23 protein-coding genes and 2 pseudogenes are annotated in these 20,103 nt (G+C 64.2%); 15 read left to right on the top strand and 10 right to left on the bottom strand.

Annotated elements, in window-relative coordinates; genetic code table 11:
• The first annotated feature begins 80 nt into the window (after positions 1-80).
• Together A6E15_RS01525 and A6E15_RS01520 are read left to right on the top strand one after the other, a co-directional pair.
• Positions 81-452, top strand: a complete 372-nt coding sequence (locus A6E15_RS01525) for a universal stress protein (protein ID WP_076143087.1) — start codon at positions 81-83, stop codon at positions 450-452.
• Between the two features lie 2 nt (positions 453-454).
• Positions 455-1,030 carry a GNAT family N-acetyltransferase gene (locus tag A6E15_RS01520; protein WP_076143086.1) on the top strand — a complete coding sequence of 192 codons (576 nt, stop codon included), beginning with the start codon at positions 455-457 and terminating at the stop codon, positions 1,028-1,030.
• 19 nt (positions 1,031-1,049) lie between these two features.
• Here A6E15_RS01520 and A6E15_RS01515 read toward each other — a convergent pair whose 3' ends face one another.
• Positions 1,050-1,508, bottom strand: coding sequence for a universal stress protein (locus A6E15_RS01515; protein ID WP_076143085.1), 459 nt, complete (start codon positions 1,506-1,508; stop codon positions 1,050-1,052).
• Between the two features lie 114 nt (positions 1,509-1,622).
• Between A6E15_RS01515 and A6E15_RS01510 the strand changes: the two genes are divergently transcribed.
• Positions 1,623-2,081 (top strand): universal stress protein, encoded by a 459-nt coding sequence (locus A6E15_RS01510; protein ID WP_076143084.1) that lies wholly within the window; start codon positions 1,623-1,625, stop codon positions 2,079-2,081.
• A 78-nt stretch (positions 2,082-2,159) separates the two neighbouring features.
• Positions 2,160-3,428, top strand: a complete 1,269-nt coding sequence (locus A6E15_RS01505; protein WP_076143083.1) for a DHH family phosphoesterase — start codon at positions 2,160-2,162, stop codon at positions 3,426-3,428.
• Between the two features lie 353 nt (positions 3,429-3,781).
• Here A6E15_RS01505 and A6E15_RS01500 read toward each other — a convergent pair whose 3' ends face one another.
• The 6 genes and pseudogenes from A6E15_RS01500 to A6E15_RS01475 form a co-directional block, all read right to left on the bottom strand.
• Positions 3,782-4,477, bottom strand: coding sequence for a hypothetical protein (locus A6E15_RS01500; RefSeq protein ID WP_076143082.1), 696 nt, complete (start codon positions 4,475-4,477; stop codon positions 3,782-3,784).
• A 66-nt stretch (positions 4,478-4,543) separates the two neighbouring features.
• Positions 4,544-4,972, bottom strand: coding sequence for a DUF5807 family protein (locus tag A6E15_RS01495; RefSeq protein ID WP_076143081.1), 429 nt, complete (start codon positions 4,970-4,972; stop codon positions 4,544-4,546).
• 163 nt (positions 4,973-5,135) lie between these two features.
• Positions 5,136-5,552 carry a DUF7500 family protein gene (locus A6E15_RS01490; protein ID WP_076143080.1) on the bottom strand — a complete coding sequence of 139 codons (417 nt, stop codon included), beginning with the start codon at positions 5,550-5,552 and terminating at the stop codon, positions 5,136-5,138.
• Between the two features lie 457 nt (positions 5,553-6,009).
• Positions 6,010-6,489, bottom strand: a pseudogene (locus tag A6E15_RS21285) (archaellin/type IV pilin N-terminal domain-containing protein); the annotation flags it as partial.
• Positions 6,490-7,197 carry an archaellin/type IV pilin N-terminal domain-containing protein gene (locus tag A6E15_RS01480; protein ID WP_076143078.1) on the bottom strand — a complete coding sequence of 236 codons (708 nt, stop codon included), beginning with the start codon at positions 7,195-7,197 and terminating at the stop codon, positions 6,490-6,492.
• 2 nt (positions 7,198-7,199) lie between these two features.
• Positions 7,200-7,919, bottom strand: a complete 720-nt coding sequence (locus A6E15_RS01475) for an archaellin/type IV pilin N-terminal domain-containing protein (RefSeq protein ID WP_076148130.1) — start codon at positions 7,917-7,919, stop codon at positions 7,200-7,202.
• A 427-nt stretch (positions 7,920-8,346) separates the two neighbouring features.
• Between A6E15_RS01475 and A6E15_RS01470 the strand changes: the two genes are divergently transcribed.
• The 8 genes from A6E15_RS01470 to A6E15_RS01435 all read left to right on the top strand — a co-directional run bounded on the left by A6E15_RS01470 (position 8,347) and on the right by A6E15_RS01435 (position 15,941).
• Positions 8,347-9,432: a FlaD/FlaE family flagellar protein gene (locus A6E15_RS01470; RefSeq protein ID WP_076143077.1), complete on the top strand. Its 1,086-nt coding sequence runs from the start codon at positions 8,347-8,349 to the stop codon at positions 9,430-9,432.
• Positions 9,433-9,467: 35 nt separating this feature from the next.
• Positions 9,468-9,899, top strand: a complete 432-nt coding sequence (locus A6E15_RS01465; RefSeq protein WP_076143076.1) for a flagellin — start codon at positions 9,468-9,470, stop codon at positions 9,897-9,899.
• 3 nt (positions 9,900-9,902) lie between these two features.
• A complete protein-coding gene (locus A6E15_RS01460; protein ID WP_076143075.1) occupies positions 9,903-10,367 on the top strand; it encodes a flagellar protein G in 465 nt (154 codons plus the stop codon).
• On the top strand, positions 10,364-11,092 hold the full coding sequence (locus tag A6E15_RS01455) for an ATPase domain-containing protein (RefSeq protein ID WP_076143074.1): 729 nt from the start codon (positions 10,364-10,366) through the stop codon (positions 11,090-11,092). Before A6E15_RS01460 ends, A6E15_RS01455 begins: the two co-directional genes overlap by 4 nt.
• Positions 11,092-12,771 carry a type II/IV secretion system ATPase subunit gene (locus tag A6E15_RS01450; RefSeq protein ID WP_076143073.1) on the top strand — a complete coding sequence of 560 codons (1,680 nt, stop codon included), beginning with the start codon at positions 11,092-11,094 and terminating at the stop codon, positions 12,769-12,771. The genes A6E15_RS01455 and A6E15_RS01450 overlap by 1 nt, the downstream gene beginning before the upstream one ends.
• A 4-nt stretch (positions 12,772-12,775) precedes the next feature.
• Positions 12,776-14,503, top strand: a complete 1,728-nt coding sequence (gene flaJ, locus A6E15_RS01445) for an archaellar assembly protein FlaJ (RefSeq protein ID WP_076143072.1) — start codon at positions 12,776-12,778, stop codon at positions 14,501-14,503.
• 138 nt (positions 14,504-14,641) lie between these two features.
• Positions 14,642-15,097, top strand: coding sequence for a FlaD/FlaE family flagellar protein (locus A6E15_RS01440; RefSeq protein ID WP_076143071.1), 456 nt, complete (start codon positions 14,642-14,644; stop codon positions 15,095-15,097).
• 343 nt (positions 15,098-15,440) lie between these two features.
• Entirely contained in the window at positions 15,441-15,941 is a 501-nt protein-coding gene (locus tag A6E15_RS01435; RefSeq protein ID WP_076143070.1) for a helix-turn-helix transcriptional regulator, read from the top strand.
• 151 nt (positions 15,942-16,092) lie between these two features.
• Here A6E15_RS01435 and A6E15_RS01430 read toward each other — a convergent pair whose 3' ends face one another.
• Both A6E15_RS01430 and A6E15_RS01425 read right to left on the bottom strand, forming a co-directional pair.
• Entirely contained in the window at positions 16,093-16,530 is a 438-nt protein-coding gene (locus tag A6E15_RS01430) for a DUF7112 family protein (RefSeq protein ID WP_076143069.1), read from the bottom strand.
• Between the two features lie 22 nt (positions 16,531-16,552).
• Positions 16,553-16,948, bottom strand: a complete 396-nt coding sequence (locus A6E15_RS01425; RefSeq protein ID WP_076143068.1) for a 30S ribosomal protein S6e — start codon at positions 16,946-16,948, stop codon at positions 16,553-16,555.
• 355 nt (positions 16,949-17,303) lie between these two features.
• On the opposite strand from A6E15_RS01425, the gene A6E15_RS01420 reads away from it, so the two are divergent.
• From A6E15_RS01420 to A6E15_RS01410, 3 genes are all read left to right on the top strand, one after another.
• Positions 17,304-17,582 (top strand): hypothetical protein, encoded by a 279-nt coding sequence (locus A6E15_RS01420; RefSeq protein WP_076143067.1) that lies wholly within the window; start codon positions 17,304-17,306, stop codon positions 17,580-17,582.
• A gap of 53 nt (positions 17,583-17,635) precedes the next feature.
• Positions 17,636-17,980, top strand: a complete 345-nt coding sequence (locus A6E15_RS01415) for a hypothetical protein (protein WP_076143066.1) — start codon at positions 17,636-17,638, stop codon at positions 17,978-17,980.
• 72 nt (positions 17,981-18,052) lie between these two features.
• A complete protein-coding gene (locus A6E15_RS01410; RefSeq protein WP_076143065.1) occupies positions 18,053-18,451 on the top strand; it encodes a hypothetical protein in 399 nt (132 codons plus the stop codon).
• A 34-nt stretch (positions 18,452-18,485) separates the two neighbouring features.
• Here A6E15_RS01410 and A6E15_RS01405 read toward each other — a convergent pair.
• Positions 18,486-19,840 (bottom strand): annotated as a pseudogene (locus tag A6E15_RS01405) (APC family permease).
• Positions 19,841-20,103 lie beyond the last annotated feature (263 nt).

Raw genomic sequence — 20,103 nt, 5'->3', positions numbered from 1 at the left:
CGGCCCGCGAACGGTTCGGTCGCCGCAGTTCGGCGAAACGGGGCACAACCGTTTTCGTGTATCGGCTCACAGTCACGTGCATGAACGTGTTACTGGGTCTCGGCGGGAGCGACGAGTCGGTGAAGACGCTCCGACGGACGATCGAGCGAACGACCGACGTCGGCGACGACCTGACCGTCGTCATCGTCGACAAGCCCGAGTCGAAGCGATCGCAAGACGAAATGTACCAGCAGGCCCGCGAGGCCCTCGACGAGGCCGGCCTCGAGGACAGACCCGTCGAAAAACTCGAGGGCGATCCGGGCAGCGCGCTCGTCGATTACGCCGAACAGGGCGAGTACGACCAGCTGGTCATCGGCGGCGGGACGCTGAGCCCGATGGGGAAGATACAGCTCGGGCCGATCACCGAGTTCGTCCTGCTGAACGCCCCCACGACCGTCAAGTTGGTGCGATAACGATGTCGGGGTCGCGTCAGTACCCGGACGAACCGTCCGGACCGTTTCCCGCGCCGCCGGCGACGATCGAGGACCGCGAGGATCGCGCCATCGAGATCCGCGCCGTCGGCTCGTTCGCCGAGGGTGAACTCGAGGACGTCGTCGAGATGTACCTCGAGTTCGATCCCGCCGATCGGGCACAGGGCATTCCGCCGACCGGCGAGAGCCGCATCCGCAACTGGCTCGAGACGATCGGCGAGGACAGCGTCAACGTCGTCGCCTCCCACGAGGACGACGCCATCGGCCACGCGATGTTGGTCCCCGACACCGACGATCCGTCGGCGATCGAGGACAACGCCGACATCGAGTGGGAGCTGGCGATTTTCGTCCTGCAGGCCTATCAGCAGGCCGGGATCGGCACCGTGTTGCTCGAGAATCTGCTGGGCTACGCGGCCGAGATCGGGATCGAACGCGTCTGGCTGACCGTCGAGCGCTGGAACAACCCGGCGATCGCCCTCTACGAACGGGTCGGGTTCGAGTCGACCGGCACCGAGAGCTTCGAACAGGAGATGGCGATCCTGCTCGAGACCGAGGACTGAGCCGGAGCTGGCGCCCTCGCTATACCGACAGCACGGGCTGGCTCGCGTAGGAGAGGACGTACTCGGCCGCCTGCTCCAGGACCTCCGCCTCGGTGCCGGTGACCGGCTCCCGAGGGAGGACGACGAAGTCGGCGTCGACGGCGTCGGCCGTGTCGAGGACGACGTTGCCGGGGTGGCGGGTCTTGCGCGTCTGCGAGAAGCCGTCGTCGACTGAGGTCGCGAGGTCGACGCCCGCGTCGTCGGCGATCCGGCGGACGTCGTCGAAGAACTCCTGGGTCGTCTCCGCGACGTCCGTCTCGTCGACCGTGCCGGCGTCTAACCCGCGGACGACCCCGCGTCCGAGGACGAACAGCGCGTGGACGCTGGCGTCGTAGCGGTCGGCGACGGCGACGGCGTACTCGACGGCGGTGGCTGACTCCTCGCTCCCGTCGACCGTCGCGAGGACGGTGTCGACGGTAAACGGCTCGCTGGCGTCCATACGCGGCAGTGGGTGGGCCGGCATGAAAAAGCCACCCCACCGCGGCGGCGCGCCGGCAGCCGTTCGCCCCGTCGAACGGGGAAGTTTAAGCGCTCGCGAGCGAAACCCCCCGCTATGTTCGATACCGTCGTGGTCGCGACCGACGGCTCCGACAGCGTCAAACGGGCGGTCGACGTCGCGCTCGATCTCGCCGCCCGCTTCGAGGCCGACGTCCACGCCCTCTCGGTGGTCGACGCCAGCGAGGTCGACGCCTCGCCCCAGCAGCTCCGGGACGAACTCCGCACCGCCCTCGAGACGACCTCGGACGCGGCGCTTGCCACCGTCGAGGACCGAGCCGACAGGGGAGTGACGACCGCGATCCGCGACGGCCGGCCCGCCGCCGAGATCTGCGAGTACGCCCGCGAGGTCGACGCCGACGTCGTCGCGACCGGAACCCGCGGTCGCCACGGCGAGAACCGGCTCCTGCTGGGCAGCGTCGCCGAGCGGGTCGTCCGCACCTCGCCCGTGCCCGTGTTGACCGTCCGTCAGCTCGATCCGGCCGACGACGGCGACGAGGCGGCGGTCGACGCCTGACTCCGCGGGCCGCCGCTGCCGGCCCGCGGCGCTCTCGAGACCGGCGGTTACTTGCCCACCGATGACCCACGGGGAAGCATGTACGACGAACTCATCGAGAGCGGCGATCTCCCCCTCTCGCGGAAATCCGTCCTCCCGGGAACCGGCTTCTTTCTGCCAGACGACCTCGAGGAGGACTTAGAAGAACAGCAGGCCGCGGTCGCCCTCGAGGGGGCCGAGGTCGCCGTCGTCGCGGATCCGGACGCCGACGGACTGGCCTGCGTGGCCCTGCTCCGGGAGGCCTACGACGACGTGGGAAACGTACCAGAGCCCGACGACGCGGACGAGGGCGCTGCGAGCGACGACGAGGCCGAGCCGGCAGCCGACGCGACCGACGACGGCGACGAGGCGGAACTGGCGGTCGCGGTCGGCGAGGCCGACGACCCGCTCGCGGAATCCGATCCGACGCCCCACGGCGTCGCGTTGCTTCCGGCCAGTCCCCACGACGTCGAGGACGCGCTCGCTCGCGTCGCCGAGTACGGCGACGAGGGGATCGATCTCTACGTCTGTGACCTCGCGCCGGACAGATACGAGTACGTCGAGTCGGAACTCGACGCGGCGCTCGAGACGGCCGATCGCGTCTCGTGGTACGACCACCATCAGTGGGGCGACGACGTCGCGGCGGCGGTCCGCGAGGCCGGCGTCGACCTCGCGATCGGCGACTCCGAGGAGGAGTGTTCCGCCGACGTGGTCTATCGCTCGCTCGAGTACGAGTTCGACCCGATGTACGAGGAACTGGCCGCCGTGACGCGGGACCACGACCTCTGGCTGCGCGAGGACCCCCGCAGCGACGACCTGGCGGACTACGCCTACTGGACCGACCCCGCGGAGTACGTCGAGGTCGTCCGCGAGTACGGCGCCGACCTGCCCGCGTGGGTCGCAGACTTCATCGCCGAACGCCGCGTCGAGAAGGAGGCGCTGATCGACCGGGCGGTCGGGCGCGCCGAGTACCGCGAGATCGGCGGCTACACCGTCGGCGTGACCTACGGCCGCTGTTCGCAAAACGAGGTCGCGGAGGCGATGCGCGAGGAAGGGGCCGACGCCTCGGTGATCGTCAAACCCGCCGGCTCGGCCTCGATCCGGGGCACCGACGCGTTCGACCGCTGCCACGAGGTCGCGGGGAAGGTAAACGGCGGCGGCCACCCGAAGGCCGCCGGCTGCAAGCCCGACGTCTACGACGACATGCTCGACTTCGCGAACCACTGGACGACCCGCGGCGCGGTGACGAAACAGGTCATCCTCGACGCGTTCCGCGAGGTCGTCGACGAAGCGGACGAAGACGAGAGCGGCGACACCAGCGAGAGCTGATCGGCTCGAAGAGCGCCCATACCGGTTTTTCTCTTGCTACCGAGAGCGAAGCCACCGAGGCATCACTCCGTGCTGACCGGCTGGTATGCGGTGGCGCGCACTGTCGACCGGCCGAACGATAGTGAGGACGGGAGACGACACTGTGCGAGGGATGAGCGAGGGAATCTCGCGACCGAGCGTTAGCGCGGGACCACAGGTCCCGCGAACCATCCGAACGGGTGCGATGCACCCGTGGGGAGAAATCGGCTGGGGAGGGCGTGGCCCCTCCGTGTTGCCCCGATAGCAGACCTCCGTCCCACAGCCACGTTCCGTATCGCTCACTCCGTTTGTGAAACAATCGCTCGAGTACGCCCCTACCCTCGAGACGCGACGTACCGCAACACGAGTTGCAACACGTGGACGAAGACGCCGGCGACGGCGATGTAGACGCCAATTGTCTGGAGCGCGACCGACGCCGTCCGCTCGTCTCGAACCTTCCAGATCTCCCAGCCGAGTCGCAGCAGAAAGCCCAGAAAGAGCAGGACGAAGCCGGCGAGCAACACCGGCGCGTAGAAGGTTCCGACGGCGATGGCGACGAGCCCGCCGATGAAGGCGTAGTTGGCGTACGATCCCCAGTGATCGAAGTCGCTCGAGCGGGCGTAGACGTAGGCGGCGATGACCGCCGTCAGCACCGCGACGACGACGGCCGTCACGGCGAGAACTGTCAGTTGGGACGCCCGCGGCACGAACCGCAACACGCCGGCCCCGAAGACGCCGAAGGCCAGTTGCAGGATCACCATCCCGACGACCGCGACCCCGGTATCGCCGCCGGAGACGCCGCGCTCGGCGACCAGCTGACCGGCCACGATCGCCGCGCCGTAGGCGAGCGCGCCGACGATGGGGAACGCGAAGAGGGCGTCGTTGACCGCCGCCAGCGGCGTCACCGCGAGGATGTACATCACGATCACGTTGATCGCCATAAGCAGGCTCGCGCCGCCGATAACCCGCGCGTCCCGACTCGAGAGACCGAACCCGCGGCGGGTCTCGGACGGGGTTTCGGTCGCGCTCATGGCAGCGAACACGACGGTGAGACGCAAAAGCCTGTGGCCGACCGTTGACTGGGGTTCTCCCGGAAGCTACGCCTCGGTGACGTTCCAGCGGTCGGAAAACGCCGTGCCGCAGGTACACTGGGCGTAGGCGTGGATCACGTCGCCGTCGGCGTAAATCCCGCCGACCTCCTCGTTTTGTTCCTCCGCGAAGGCGAAGACGAACTGGATCGCGTGGTCGCCGTCGTCTCCCGCGTCCGGACACTGCGCGCCCGCGAGGTCGGCGTCGATCTCCCCTTCGGTACTCATCGCGGACTTGGCGAACTCCATCGCCCCGGTGCCGGTCGCCGCCTGGAACGCGTTGCGGCCGCGCTCGCCGTCGACGACGATCAGCGTCCCGTCCGCGACGGCGTCGCCGAACTGCTCGAGGCGGTCGTCGGAGACGTACGAGTCGGCCAGAAACAGCGCCACGTCCTCGGGGCGCTCGCCGGCGAGGAACTCCGCGCGTTGGTCAGTCATGGCCCCGGATTCGCGCTCGAGGTGGAAAAAGGACCGTATTCGCGGTTCATCGAACCGTCGGTCGCCACTGGTCGCCTTGGAGTCGCGACAAAAAGGAAACGCCGTGGTACCCTGTCTACTCACGCCCTGTCGTTCGTGAGCGGTTCGACGGGTGACGGTCGTCTCAGACCTCGAGATCGGACGCGGCCAGCATGACCCGCAGCGCCTCGCTGGGCGACATGTCGTCGTCGAGCTGGCCCGCGTACCAGGTCAGGAGGTCGACGAACACCTCGCGGACGTCGTGTGACGTCGCGTGATGGTGTGCGATCTCCCCGTCGGTCTTCAGCGTGATGTCGACCCCGTGCGGTTCGGCCGCGTCGGCGAGGGCCGTCTCCGACGCCGTCTGTGCGCGTTCCGACTCGAGGTGCGTGGAACTCGCGTCGGAGTCGGTGATCGTCGTGGCGTCGGCGGACGGCTCCTCGTCGGCAGCGTCCGCTCGGACGAGATAGCGGTTCTCACTCAGTTTCGCGACGTTCTCGTCCTCGAGCTGCAGCTCGTCAGGGGTGAGAATACCGTCGTCCTGTGAACCGTTGGGGGTCATAGTGTGTGCGAGAAGTTGGTTGGAAGGCTATACGTTAGACTTCGACGACCTGCTTGTTGCCGAAGGTCGACGGGACGCTGATCCCGTAGGTGAACTTCGCACCGGACTGATCGACGAGCGAAACGGTCGCGCTCGAACCGGACTCAAGACCAGCGCCGTTTGAGGCATAGTCAACTGTGACCGTATCTCCATTACCGTCCGTGACCTCCGCAGTCAATTGCTCGCCATCACTGAAGTCTCCACTATCTACTGTAACTTCCGTTTCACTAGCACTTCCATCTATTGTTCCGATAGAACTATCGGTACTATCATAGATAGTGATTGTTTCAGAGTCGAATGAACCCGAATTGCTTCCCACCGAGAAGACTAAATCACCACCGGATGTGGGCTGCGTGTCAATAGTTGCGGTATCGACTTCAGACCCATCCGAGACTAGATCCAACGTAGCCTGACCCGTAGTCTCACTGCCGCCTCCTCCTTCGAGCGCAGCGGTATTTAGCATGAGTTTAACTCGGTCTTCAGTCGTCGTTAGCGACGTTCCATCGGTTACGCCAGCTAGTTCTTCCGTATCGAAGTGGTCTCCATCAGTGGTGCCGTCTTCGTACGTGAGAGTCGCATCAGTACTGGAACTCGTGTACTGCACGGTCATCGCCTCGAGGTCGATCGCGTTCGACCCCGCCGACTTCATGAGCGTCAGATCCACTTGATCAACGACATCGCCGCTAACCTGACCGGCAGCGTGGGTGACTTCGATCTGGTTGGCAACGGCCTCCTGCGTTTCTGATCCCGTATCAGACGCCTGGGTCTGTAGAACGCCAGCGGTGTTGATCAGGACGCCCGCAGCGATCGCTGCGACCAGGACCATCGCGATGAACACGATGAGTGTCCCGATCCCGACTTGCCCGCGCTCGCGTTCGTCTACGAGTCGTTCGAACATCTATACCTCCACGATGCGCTTGTTCCCGAAGGTCGACGGGACGCTGATCCCGTAGGTGAACTCGGCGCCCGACTGGTCGGTTAGCGTTAGCGTGACGCTGTCTCCGCCCTCGAGACCGTCTTCATTGAGGTTCTCGATATCGCCCTCACTAAGTGGCGTAGCAGAACCGTCACCTTCTGCACCAGCCTCAATTGCGGCTACTTGAAGTGTAACTGTCACTCGGTCGTCGGTACTGATGAGTTCATTATCGCCACCGTCGTCGCCAGCGATATTGTTGGTCGCGAACTGGGTGGCATTTAAGACACCAAGGTCATCAGTAGTACTGGAACTATAATCAACATCATTAGTGGCTCCGACGTCGTTTCCACCATGAGTCAACGTCCGGTCGACGCTATCACTGGTGTACTGGATCGTCATCGACTCGAGATCGATCGCGTTCGAACCGGCCGATTTCATGATCGTCAGGTTGACCGAATCGATCTTGTCCGTTCCGGAGACGTTCCCAGATGCATGTGTGACCTCCACCTGATTAGCGACCGCCTCTTGCGTTTCGGAGCCGGTGTCAGAGGCCTGCGTTTGCAGGACTCCAGCCGTGTTGATCAGGACGCCCGCTGCGATCGCTGCGACCAGGACCATCGCGATGAACACGATCAAGGTCCCGATCCCGACCTGTGCACGCTCATTATCGTCAGTTATTTTCTCGAACATCGTCACACCTCCACGATTTGTTTGTTGCCGAAGGTCGATGGAACACTGATGCCGTAGGAGAATTCCGCACCGGACTGGTCCGTCAGCTTAATCGTTGCACTCTCACCACCCGTGAGACCACTATCTGCATTGACATCCCCGTCTGCGCCGGACCCTTCCTCAATTGCGGCAACAAATAGTGTAACCTTTACTCGGTCATCAGTGCTAATGAGTTCAGTGTCACCACCATCATCACCGGCAATGTTCTCCGTTGCAAAGGCCGTGTGGTTTGCAGCGGATGTGCCATCAGTATAGGTGTCTGCCGTATTCGTGAGTCCACTTGTTCCATCACTACTGTAGTCTGGAGTAACGAAATTATTACCGCCGTAGGTCAACGTCTGGTCAACAGACGAACTCGTATACTGAATCGTCATTGATTCGAGATCGATCGAGTCGGAACCAGCCGACTTCATGACGGACAGGTTGACGACGTCGACAGTCCGTCCATCCCCGTACCCAGGAGTCACGTTCCCACTAGCATGTGTCACTTCGATCTGATTCGCAACTGCTTCCTGTGTTTCGGAGCCGGTGTCGGATGCCTGCGTTTGCAGAACACCAGCCGTGTTGATCAGTACCCCTGCCGCGATCGCCGCGACCAGGACCATCGCGATGAACACGATGAGCGTCCCGATCCCGACCTGCCCGCGGTCGTCGTTGTCGTAGTCTGTTATTGCTTCGAACATAGTGTGTACACCCTGCATGCCGTCCTCGTCGCCGCCGCGTCGTCGCGACGCGTGCCGTCCGCGCGAACGCGAACGTCACCCGCCGGCTCGACGGGCCGAACCCGCCGCTCCCTCCGTAGGCGTGGCGACGGGACACCGGTCGTATCCCGCCGAAGGCCGGCGCGTGACGAGGCCGTTGGCATCACAGATTCTGGGGATGTACCCCGACGGAGACAAGGGCTAACCGGAGTATCAAGCTCAGTATCACTTCAGCCGGCGTATCGAGACTCGACTCACGACTCGAAACGCGGGCCGATTCGGGGGGCGAACTCGAGCGGACATCTATACGAACACCCCCGCTACGAGTGAGTAGCATGACCGTATCGGACGACGGGGACCGCCGCTATCGGCGACTGACAGCGACACATCGAGCGGCACGGAGGTAGCCATGGACTTCGGACTCGACTCCCTGCGAACCCTGCTCGAAGACTTCCTCAGCGACAGCGGCGGTCGTCGAGGCCGGGAGCGCGAGCAGCGCCGGCAGCAGGGCGAGGTCGACGACGGCGATACCGAGTCCGCGGCCGACGCGGAAACGCAGGACGGCTCCGACGAGCCGGCCGAAACGGCCGAGCCGAGCGAGTCCGAGTCCGACAGCGGCGGTGGTGGGTTGTTCGGCAGGGGCGGCTCGAGCGACGAGGAGGACCTCGACGATCTGCACTACCGGATCGAGGAACTCGAGGACCAGCTCGCGGACAAGGAGTCAGAGCTGGGCTCGGTCCGCGACTCCCAACAGCAGGTCGCGGATCAGGTCGAGGAGATGAACGACACGGTCCGGCAGCTACTGGGGGTCTACGACATGTTGACCGACGACGTGAACCCCTTCACCGGGGACGGCGAGGAGCGAAACGGGTTCGGCGTCTTCGGCGAGGACGAGTCGGTGACCGACGGCGGGACCGAGACGCGCCAGACGGCGGTCGACGACCGCTCCCGGCGCGGCGAGGAATCGGTCTCGTTCGACGACCTGAAAGGCGTCATCGAGGACGCGGCCCAGCGGCGCGACGGGGACGGCGAACGGCTCGCGTTCGAGACCGAGATCGACGGCGACGACGACACCCGCGTCGAGGTACAGGCGACCGACAGCGTCGATGATTCGGCCGACGCCGACCCGATCGAAGACGAGACGGACGGCGCAGACGGCGATTCAGACGTCACCCTCGAGGCGCTCGCGGACACGTACGCGACGGACATCATCGTGTTGGAGTGGCTCACCGAGTTGGTCCGGACGGCCGGCCCGGCGGCGACGTTGCGCGCGATCTCCTACTACGCCGAGATCGGCTGGATCGGCGAGGACGTCAAGGCCCACCTCGAGGCGACGCTCAGCGGCCCGGACCTCGACATCCACGTCGATCCGGGGGCGACGCCCGACGAGTTGACCGCCGAGGACCACGCGGACAGCTACACCTACATCATGAAACTCCAGAAGATCCACGAGACGAAGCAGGAGGTCGAACCGGACGCGGAGACGGAGGCGTGACCGTGATCGCGGCCGACGGGGAACGGTGATCGAACGTGGGATTCAGTACCAGCGGCGCGACGGCGATCGTCTTCGTCGGGGTCCTCGTCGCGGCGGGGATCGCGTACCCGGTGTTCCAGACGGCACAGGAACAACGGCGAGACGCGATCGCGGACCGCGACGACCGACAGCTCGACGTGCGGAACACGGGGATCGAGGTCGCGTCCTGGAGCTACAACGAGAGCGGCGACGAAAACTTCACCATGAGCGTGGACAACACCGGGTCGACGACGCTGTCGGTTCCGGAGACGGCGCTGCTGCTCGACGGCGTCTACCAAGAGTCGTACGCGACCAGCGTCGACGGCGACGGCGGTCGGGAACTGTGGCAACCCGGCGAAACGCTGACGATGGAGGTGTCGACGCCGCGACCGGACAGGGCGAAGGTCGTGACCGACTACGGGGTCGCCGAGACGGTGACGGGGGTGTGACCGATGGCAGGTGACTCCGTCTCGACGCTGATCCTGTTCATCGCCGCGATGCTGGTCGCCGCCGGCGTCGCCGGCACGCTGGTGACCAACGTCAACGAGATCAGTAACTCGGTCGAGGCCCACAGCGGCGACGTGACCGACAAGATCGACACCGACATCGAGATCATCAGCGATCCGGGCAGCGACGCGGTGTACGACTCCGACGGGTCGGAAAACATCACGCTGTTGGTGAAAAACACCGGCCAGAAGACCCTTGCAACCGACGAGAGCGACCTCGACGTACTGGTCAACGGCACGTACGTCTCGAGCGACGAGTTCACGGTAACGGTCCGCGACGGCGGCAGCCAGTGGCGGTCGGGAACCGTCGCGCAACTCGAGATCGATCGGTCGCTGGCGACCGACGCGGAACACCGGGTCGTCGTGACGATCAACGGCGCGGAGGAGGTGTTCGAATTCTACGTCCCATGACGGACTACTACTCGATCGGACTGACAGGACGGGATCGCGTGAACACCGCCATCGGCGGCGGGGTCCCCGCGGGCAGCATCGTACTCATCGAAGGTCAGGACGGGGCGGGCAAGAGCGCCCTCACCCAGCGGTTCTCCTACGGGATGGCGACGGAGGATGCCTACGTCACGTACGTCTCGACGGAGCTGAAATCGTGGGAGTTCGTCCAGCAGATGCACTCGCTGTCCTATGACGTGGTCGACCTGCTGCTTGACGAGCAGTTGCTGTTCCTGCACGCCAACGTCGACACCCACGACGAGGGCCGGAAACGGCAGTTGCTCGCCCGCCTCGCGGACGCCAAGACGCTGTGGAAGGCCGATGTCGTCTTCGTGGATACCCTCTCGTCACTGTTGCGAAACGATCCCAACTACGAGAGCGTCATCGACGACGGCGACGAGGACCACGTCATCCAGCGGCTGGTCACGTTCCTGCGACAGATGACGATGAAGGACAAGTCGGTCGTCCTGACGGTCGATCCGACCAGCGTCGCCGACGACGCCTTACGGCCGCTGCAGAACGTGGCCGATATCTACTTTCAGATCGAGACGAGCACGGTCGGTCAGGAGATCAGGCGGAAGATCCTGGTCCGACGGTTCCAGAACATGAAGAGTCCGGTCGACGACTCCATCGGCTTCAGCGTCCAGCAGGGCCGTGGCGTCTCGATCGTCAGCAGGACGGTGGCATAATGTCGGACTTCGGGACTGCACGACTCGAGAGCGAACTCGACACGTTGGCCGACGAGTACCCACACCTCCGGGAACACCTCGAGTGGTTTCACGACGAGTACAACGAGTACCCGAAACTCATCGACGAGCCCGGCGGCGAGTGGGAGTCCGACCGGCCCAACGTCATCTACACGGCCGAGGAGCCGATCTTCTGTCACGTCCACGGTGATCTGGGAATCGACACCACCTACTACTGCGTCGAGCCGACCCTGGAAAGCGAGGACAAGGCACTGTACAACCGCATCCGGCAGCGAATCCTCGACAAGAGCGTCACCCGGCCGGCACCGGGCGACGACGAGGAGTTCGAGGAACACCTGGACGAACTGCTCGACGAAGTCGTCGCGGTCGGGTCGGGGATCGCGGGGCAGTCGATCGGTCGGCTCAAGTCGCTCGGTACCAGCAAAATCGCGCTCTCGCAGGATCAATTCACGCGGCTGCGCTACCAGCTCCAGCGCGACATCGTCGGGCTCGGTCCCTTAGAGCCCGTGATGACTGACCCAGCTAACGAGGACATCCACGTGATCGGGCCCAAGCAGTGTTACCTCGATCACGGCACCTACGGGATGATCTCGGCGACCGTCGACTTCGGGACCCCCGAGGAGTTCGAGCAGTGGCTGCGCAACATGGGCGAGCGGATGAACCACCCGGTCAGCGACTCCGACCCGGTGATCGACGCGACGCTGCCCGACGGCTCGCGTATCAACATCATCTACTCCGACGACGTCTCGGTACAGGGCCCCTCCCTGACCATCCGACAGGGCGAGGAGATCCCGCTGTCGGTGTTCCAGATCACGAAGTGGGGAACGCTGAGCCCGGAGCTGGCCGCGTACCTCTGGCTCTGTCTCGAGAACGAACAGACCGTCTTCGTCGTCGGCGAGACGGCGTCGGGGAAGACGACGACACTGAACGCGGCGCTGTCGTTTATCCCGCGGGACGCGAAGATATACACCGCCGAAGACACCGCGGAGGTCATCCCGCCCCACAACACCTGGCAGCAACTGCTCACCCGCGAGGGGTCGGGCGACGAGTCGGCCGACGTGGACATGTTCGACCTGGTCGCCGCCGCGTTGCGATCCCGGCCGGACTACATCGTCGTGGGCGAGGTCCGCGGGGCGGAAGGCCAGATGGCGTTCCAGGCGGCCCAGACCGGTCACCCCGTCATGCTGACCTTCCACGCCAGCGACATCGTCTCGATGATCCAGCGCTTTACCGGGGCACCGATCAACGTCCCCGAGACGTTCATGGACAACTGCGACGTCGCGCTGTTCCAGAACCGCGTCAAGCAGGGCGACGACGTCCTCCGGCGGGTCACGTCGGTCCAGGAGATCGAGGGCTACTCCGACTACGAGGGCGGGGTCGTCACCCGACAGGCGTTCAAGTGGGACCCCCGCGACGACGAGGTCGCCTTTACCGGCCGGAACAACTCCTACGTCCTCGAGGAACAGATCGCGACGTTGCTCGGCTACGAGGACACCCGGAAGATCTACGACGAACTCGACCGGCGGGCCGAGATCATTCGCCAACTGATCGACGCCGACGTGCTGGGCTATCACGAGGTCAACGACGCGATCGCGAGCTTCCAACGGGACGGCCTCGAGGGGCTTCCCATCCGGATCAGCGGCATCGACCAGTTCGCCTGATACCATGTCTACCGACTCCCAGTCCGCGCCGGATCTGAGCGCTCGATCGACGCTCGAGTCGCTCAATAGGGCCTACGCGAACATGGACATGCCCGCGTCGCGGTACCTCCTGCTGATCATCTTCCCCGCGTTCGTCTTCTTCCTCGGGACGGCCGTGATAGCTCTCTTCCTCGGACTCTCGCTGATGCTGGCGCTCCCGGTCGTGTTGCTGGGGGCGCTGGCGATGGTCGTCGCGGTCATCTATCCGAAACTGGCCCAGGACCGCAAGCGAAAGCAGGTCCGCCAGCGCTTTCATCTCTTTCTGACCCACATCACCGTCCTCTCGATGACCAACATCAACCGGGTCGAGATCTTCCGCACCCTCGCGGAGGAAGACGAGTACGACGCCCTCGCGGAGGAGATGGGGCATCTCGTCGCCTTGGTCGACACGTGGAACCAGAGTCTGGACGACGCCTGCCGACTGCGGGCCAAACAGACCACCAGCCCGCTGCTGACCGACTTCCTCGAGCGACTGGCCTACACGGTCGGGGGCGGCCAGCAGATCAGCGAGTTCCTGATGGACGAACAGGACACCATCATCCAGCAGTTCGTCACCCGCTACGAGTCGGATCTGGCGAAACTCGACGTGATGAAGGAACTGTACATGTCGATGATGCTATCGGTGGCGTTCGTGCTGGTGTTCGCGATCGTCCTCCCGATCCTGATCGGAGTCAGCCCGACGATCCTGATCGCCGGTACCATCGTCATGTTCGCGATCGTCCAGGCGGGGTTCGTCTACGCGATCCACGTCGTCTCGCCGTACGACCCCGTCTGGTACATCGAAGAGACCGAAGGGACCGGCCCGCTGACCCGCATCCCGCGGGCGCTCGCGATCGGCGTCGGCTGTAGCGTCGTCCTCGCGGTCATCATGGTACTTGCCGTCCTCGGGATCGTCCCAGTCGTTGCCGCCCGCGTTCCGATGCCGCTCATGGTCGCGATCCCCGTCACGCCGCTGTTGTTACCCGGCTGGCGGATGCGCCAGGAAGAACAGAAGGTGAAAGATCGGGACGGCGAGTTCCCCAGTTTCATCCGGGCGCTTGGCACCGTCGAGAGCGTCAAACAGACCTCGACCGGCAGCGTCCTCGAGAGCCTGCGACGCAAGGACTTCGGCGCGCTGACGGACAACGTCGATGCGCTGTACAAGCGACTGAACATGCGAATCGACGACATCCGGTCGTGGCGACTGTTCGCCGCCGAAACGGGCTCCTACCTGATCCAGAAGTTCGGCGACATGTACGTTATCGGCCGCCAGATGGGCGGGGATCCGCAGGTCCTCGGCCGAGTCATCAGTGAGAACCAGAACGAGGTCCTCAAGGTCAGGGAGAAACGCGAGCAGGCGACGATGACGCTGATCGGCGTCCTCTACGGCATCACGGCGGCGGCCGTCTTCTCGTTTTTCGTCGGTCTCGAGGTCGTCGATATCATGATGGGAATCACAAGCGAGATGGACCTAGAACAACAGAGCGACGTCGCCGGGAACCTGCTCAGTACCGAACAGTACGACATTCAGACCATCGAGTACCTGTTGCTCCTGACGATCCTGATCAACGCCGCGCTCTCGGCGGTCATGATCCGGATCACCGACCGAGGACACATCATCAGCGGACTGGTCCATTTCGTGTTCATGACGTGGCTCGGGGCCGTCATCGCCGTCGTCACCCAGTACGTGGTCAACGTCGTCATTAGCGTCTAAGCGGGACCGTACGACCACCGCTCACCGGAATCGCTCTGCCCTCTCCTCTACCGGGAACGACTCACCGCTCGTAATGACGCGAATCTTCTTGACCGTTCCGCGACTGGAAACGTAGTAGACCGGCTTCGCCGGCCACCTATGTCACACGCAAAGCCCTACCTCGAGACGCTCGAACGATCGGCTGGGCGCACCGATGCCACCATCCAGTGGGCACGCTTTCTCGGCGAGACCTTCGGCACCACCGGCGCGTTGAACTGCCTGCGCTACTACGAGGATCTGGGCTGGATCAGTTCGCTGGTCCGCAAACAGATGACCTCGTACCTGCGCGGGCTCTCGATGGGGGAGATCCACAACAAACGTTACGACGAACCGACCACCCTCGAGTACCCCCTCGAGTCACTGAGCGGGACGCTCTTTAGCGCACACGCCCAGAGCCTCGAGTACATCGCGAAGATCCGTGGCGACGACCTCGAGGAACACGTGATGATCGCCCGAATGGCCGAACGGCGCGTCGAACGTCGGATCGACGACGACGAGCGGGACGGCCCCGACGAGATGGTCAGTATCATCCGCGATGGCCCATCGGCACACTGATCATATATCCTCCAAGTGGCCAGAACAGTTATCAATGACTTTGGGTTGGCCGATATAGTGTTACAAACGATTACTTTTAACCGGTTATCGTCCATATACTATAGATATTATTCCGGCGCAACTCGACTATCAGTCGCCGATCCCCGATTAGACAGTTCGTGTGTCAGTCACGAGTACTTGATTTATATTATTTTTGTACCGTTCACGTCCCTGCTACTTAATATGGGACGGTACCAGTAACCCAATAGTCGTGAACAGGCGTCCCCCTCGAAACACCGTCGACGGTGCGTGGTCGGCGGTTCCGAGCGGGACCACGTCACGAACTCCCACCTAGTGATCGTCAATGCGTGAGGACAGACCAGACACCGATTCCGTACTCGACGAACTATCGAGGGCGGCGACTGCGGACAACCAGTCGGAATCGTACGACATCTCGCTCGGGTCCACCGAAGACTCGACCAGAGACGTCGAGCGCGAACTCGACGAACTGATGGAGCAGGTAAACGGCGCGCTCCCGACCGACGAGGTTCAGTTCGACGAGGCCATCATCAAGGAGAACTTGGACGAGATCCTCCTGATGCTCATCGCGCTCCACGAGGAAACACACGGGAAGGAACTCCTCTCGGATCTAACCCACCTCTTCGGCGCCCAACTCAGCCCGGGCACCGTCTATCCGAGTCTGCACAACCTGGAGGACGAGGATGTCCTCTCGATGCACGCCAAGGTCCGGACCAAGGAGTACTCCATCGACGACGAGGAGTACGTCCGTGCGACCGTCGAACGGACGATGGTCCAACACCTGGCCTTCGGCCTGTTGCTGTACGCGTTCCTCCCCCGACTGTAGCATCGCTCGTCTCCGCTCCAACAGCGCTAACACTGTGTCTGCCCTCCGCTTCGGTCGACGACTTCCGACAGCGGCCGCGCCGTCACGACCGCCGCCCTCGAGCCGATCCGGCCGGCGACGGACAGGCCACCACGTCAGCGATCGCGCGTGGTTACTCGCCCTCGAGGTCCTTCGCGATCTCGCTCAGGCTGTCGCTTGGGGGCTCGCGGGCGGCGTAAAAGACCGTTTCGCCGGGCGCGCGACAGCCGTAGAGGAACTCGGGCTCGACGATGTCGATCAGTACCGAGCCGCCGGGAGACACGTCGTGATCGTCGACCCACGCCGGGAGTCGATCGGTTGCGCCGCTGGGATCGCGGGCGTCGTCCGGCGTCTCGTAGACGCCCGGTACCGACAGCTCGTCGCCGGTCAGCGCGCGCTCGATCTGTGCGAACAGTTCCTCGCCCTCGAGGACGATCCGGACGACTTCGTCGGTCGGAAACGCGTCGCGGTCGTCGGCCGGCACCTCGAGTTTGACCCCGGTGGCCGTCTCCGTACACGTCGCACGGACCGTCCGCACCGAGGGGTGATCGCTCGGAATTCGATCTGACATGGAAAACGAAAGGTGACGGGGGTTACTCGTCGTCGCCGTCGCCGAGGAGTTCGTCGACGTCGCTGCTGCCGCGCTCGGTGATCGAGGCGTTGATCTGAGCGACGGCGTCGGAGACCTCGCGGCCGCGGACGGTGATCCGGCGGCGCTCGCCGTCGCGGGACGGCTTGTAGCCGGTCTGTCGACCGTCCATCAGCACTTCCTTCAGGTTCGAACCGGCGACCTCCTCGTTGAGCGGGCGGCCCGCCTCGTCGGAGCCGCCGGTGATCTCGAGCGTGTAGCCGTCGAGACCGACGGCACCGCCGTCGACTTCCTCGCCGATCGACTTGCCGATAAAGCGGTTCGCGTCCTGTTCCTCCGCCTCGAGCTGGTAGGCCATCCCCGAGTCGGGATCGCCGACGACGACAGTGAAGCTTGCCATGCCCGACGGAAGACGGCGGTCGCTCAAAAGATCATCGATCGCCACCGAACTTTTGCGCTGCGGGCGCGGCACAGCCGCACCCTCGGCAAAAGTTCGATGAAAAGCCACCTTCCTCCGTTCCGAGCGCTCCGCGCTCTCCACATCGGTCGTCGGCCCGCTCGATCGCCCGTGAGCGGCGCGTAGCGCCGCGCACGGCCTCGGTCGCGGTGACAAACAGGGGGAGGCCTGCCCTTCCCCGGATCGGACGGCTCTCGCAGCGCTCGAGTCGTCCTCCCGGCCACTGATCCGAGGTCCGTTTCGATCCAGCGGTCAGTCCGCTCGAACAGTCAAGTAGCTGCACCGCCTACCTCGAGCCGTGTTCATCGATCCGGGGCGGCTCGAGATTCGCCTGCGCGAGGAGTTCGGCGGGACGATGGGGCAGTCGCGGGTCGTCGTCCGACAGGCCGTCGACCTCGCAGACTCGGGGAGGTACGAAGCGGACGTCGGGACCGCCCTGACCAACGAGATCGTCCTCGAGGAGTTGGCCGACGCCCCCGAGGGAACCCCGCCCGAGCGGTGGAACTGGTGGATCGGCTCGCTCGAGCTTGCATACGGCGGCTACGGCCGGTTCGACATTCGTCAGTATCGGAAATAACGTCCTGCAACGAAGAGTAACACCGATTGTCCTTCAGTCCGTAGGGGATCCCGATGAGCGAACTGTCGCGACCGGTCTGGCCGGCGTACCCGCTGTCGGTACTCGTCGCCGGCCTCGGCCACTGTTATCTCGGCCGGTGGAAACGCGGCGGAATCTGGTTTCTCTGTTACGGCCTCGCGCTCGTGTTCCTGAGCGCGCGAACCGTCTCGGGCGCGCTCAGCCTCGAGGAGCCGTTCGTGGTGACGGCGCTGCAGTTCGACGCCGTGCGCTACACCGACGTCGCGGTTCCGCTGACGATCCTGCTGGTCTGTCTGCTCGACGTCTATCTCATCGGGTTAGCCGAACGCACCGGCCTCCCGCCGGCCGGCGCGGACGACCGTCGCTCGAACAGTTCCTGACGATCCCGACGGCGACGTCGGTCCGTGTGATTACCCCGCGTGGTTTTTGTGCCCATCGACCGAACGACGACTATGGGACGTCTCAGTTCCGTCCTGTACAAAGGGCTCGGCGCGCTCGTCCTCGCGCTCGTCGTGTTGAGCGTCGTCGCGACGATCGTCGGTATCGCCCTCTCGGTGATCGCGTCCGTCCTCTCGCTGGTACTGACGCTTGCCGTCCTGTCGGTGGTCGTCCTGGCCGCCGTCGGACTGCACACGCTGTTCGACGCGGACTCGAGCGCCGGGAGCGACGCGGACGCCACGGCCGACAATCGACTCGCCCCCGAAGAACGCGTTCGCTCACGGTACGTCGACGGCGACCTCGACGACGAGGCGTTCGAACGGGAACTCGAGCGGGTTCTCGGCGAGGAGACGCTCGGTGTCGACGACGACGTCGAGACCGGCCGTTCGCGTCGCCGCCACCGGGAACGATAGCGCCGGTCCGGAGGCTACCGATCGGCCGCGGCCGTTACTCGTCCAGCGCTTCGATTCTGCGCACCACTTCGTCGGCCGTTTCGACCGACCTGTCGCCGGAGAACGCGTACAGGACGAGCCCGAGGACACACCAGCCGAGGACGATGAGCCACTCGTAGGGCCACAGCAACGCCGATTGACCGCCCGGCAGGTAGAGCGTGATGAAAATCGCCGTCGCCACGAACCCGAGGACGCCGACGACGGGACCGCCGGGGACCGCGTACGGCCGATCCATGTCGGGTTCACGGTAGCGCAGGACCAGAAACGAGACGACGACGATGAACCAGGCGACGACGATCCCGAGCCCGCCCGCGTTGACGATCCACGTGAGCATCCGTTCGCCGAAAAACGGCGCGAGCGCTGACAGACCGCCGACCAACAGGATCGCGTTGCTCGGGGTATTGTGTTCGGGGTGGACTTTCGAAAGCGGTTCCGGGAGCATCCCAGACTCGGAGAGCGCAAAGAGCGCCCGACTGCCGCCGATGATGAACGCGTTCCAACTCGTGAGGATCCCCGCGACACCCGCGAGAGCCATGAGTTGGCCGGCGGTCGGGCTGTCGTACAGTTCGGCCATCGCCGCCGCTGCGGGGAGCGAGCTGTCGACGAGGGCACCGCCGGAGAGCGCGCGACTCGAGCCCCAGATGACGGCCATGTAGAACAGGGCGGCCAGCCCGACGGCGAACACGATCAACAGCCCCAGCGTCCGCGCCGGAACGTCGGCTTCTTCGGCCGACTGCGGAATGACGTCGAAGCCGACGAACATGAACGGCGTCATCAACACGACGGTGAAGACGCCGGCGGTTCCGGCACCGAACGAGCTATCGGGCGACGGTTGCCCGTTGGTGACCGCCCCGGCGATCAGGACGACGCCGGCGAGCGCGATGACGACGGTCATGATGATCTGAAACTGCGCGGCGATCCGAATTCCGATATAGTTCAGGTACGTGATAGCGAGCGTGCCGAGTACGCCGACGAGAATCCACGTCGCGTACACCGGTTCGCCGGCGACGTCCCAGAGCGGGATCGCATTGAAGCCGGGAACGATAAACGCCATCGCGGACGGGAGCGCGACCGCTTCGAAGGCGGCGACGGTAACGTATCCGAAGACGATCGCCCAGGTACAGACGAACGAACCGATCGGTCCGAGCGCGCGGAGGCTATAGACGTGTTCTCCCCCGACTAACGGCATCGCAGCGGCGAGTTCGCTGTAAATGACCGCGACGATACCGACGACGACGGCCCCGCCGAGAAACGCGACGATCGCACCAAGCGGGCCCCTTCGTTGATCCAGTCGCCGGCGAGGATGATCCATCCCCACCCGATCATCGCTCCGAACGCCAGAATCAGCATCTCTTTGCTTCCGAGCGCCTTCTCCAGTCCGCTCTGTGTGGTCTCTGACATGGTGTGTCGTGTGTCTCCGTTACACATACTCCATAAATGGTATGCCACTTATATCTTCCGCACAGATAGGATTATTACCAGAATCTGTTCTCTATAATGCTGTTCATCCGATTTTTAGCCACAGTATTGGATTTTACATGGGGAACGGTCGTCCGACTGCCGGCGAGCGGACGCCCGACAATACGCGGCAACCACCCCTCGAGGAACGAGAT

It is taken from the genome of Natrinema saccharevitans (assembly GCF_001953745.1).
Classification (GTDB): Archaea; Halobacteriota; Halobacteria; order Halobacteriales; family Natrialbaceae; genus Natrinema; species Natrinema saccharevitans.
Note: the sequence above shows the minus strand (reverse complement) of the source record. Positions and strands in the feature narration are given on the sequence as shown.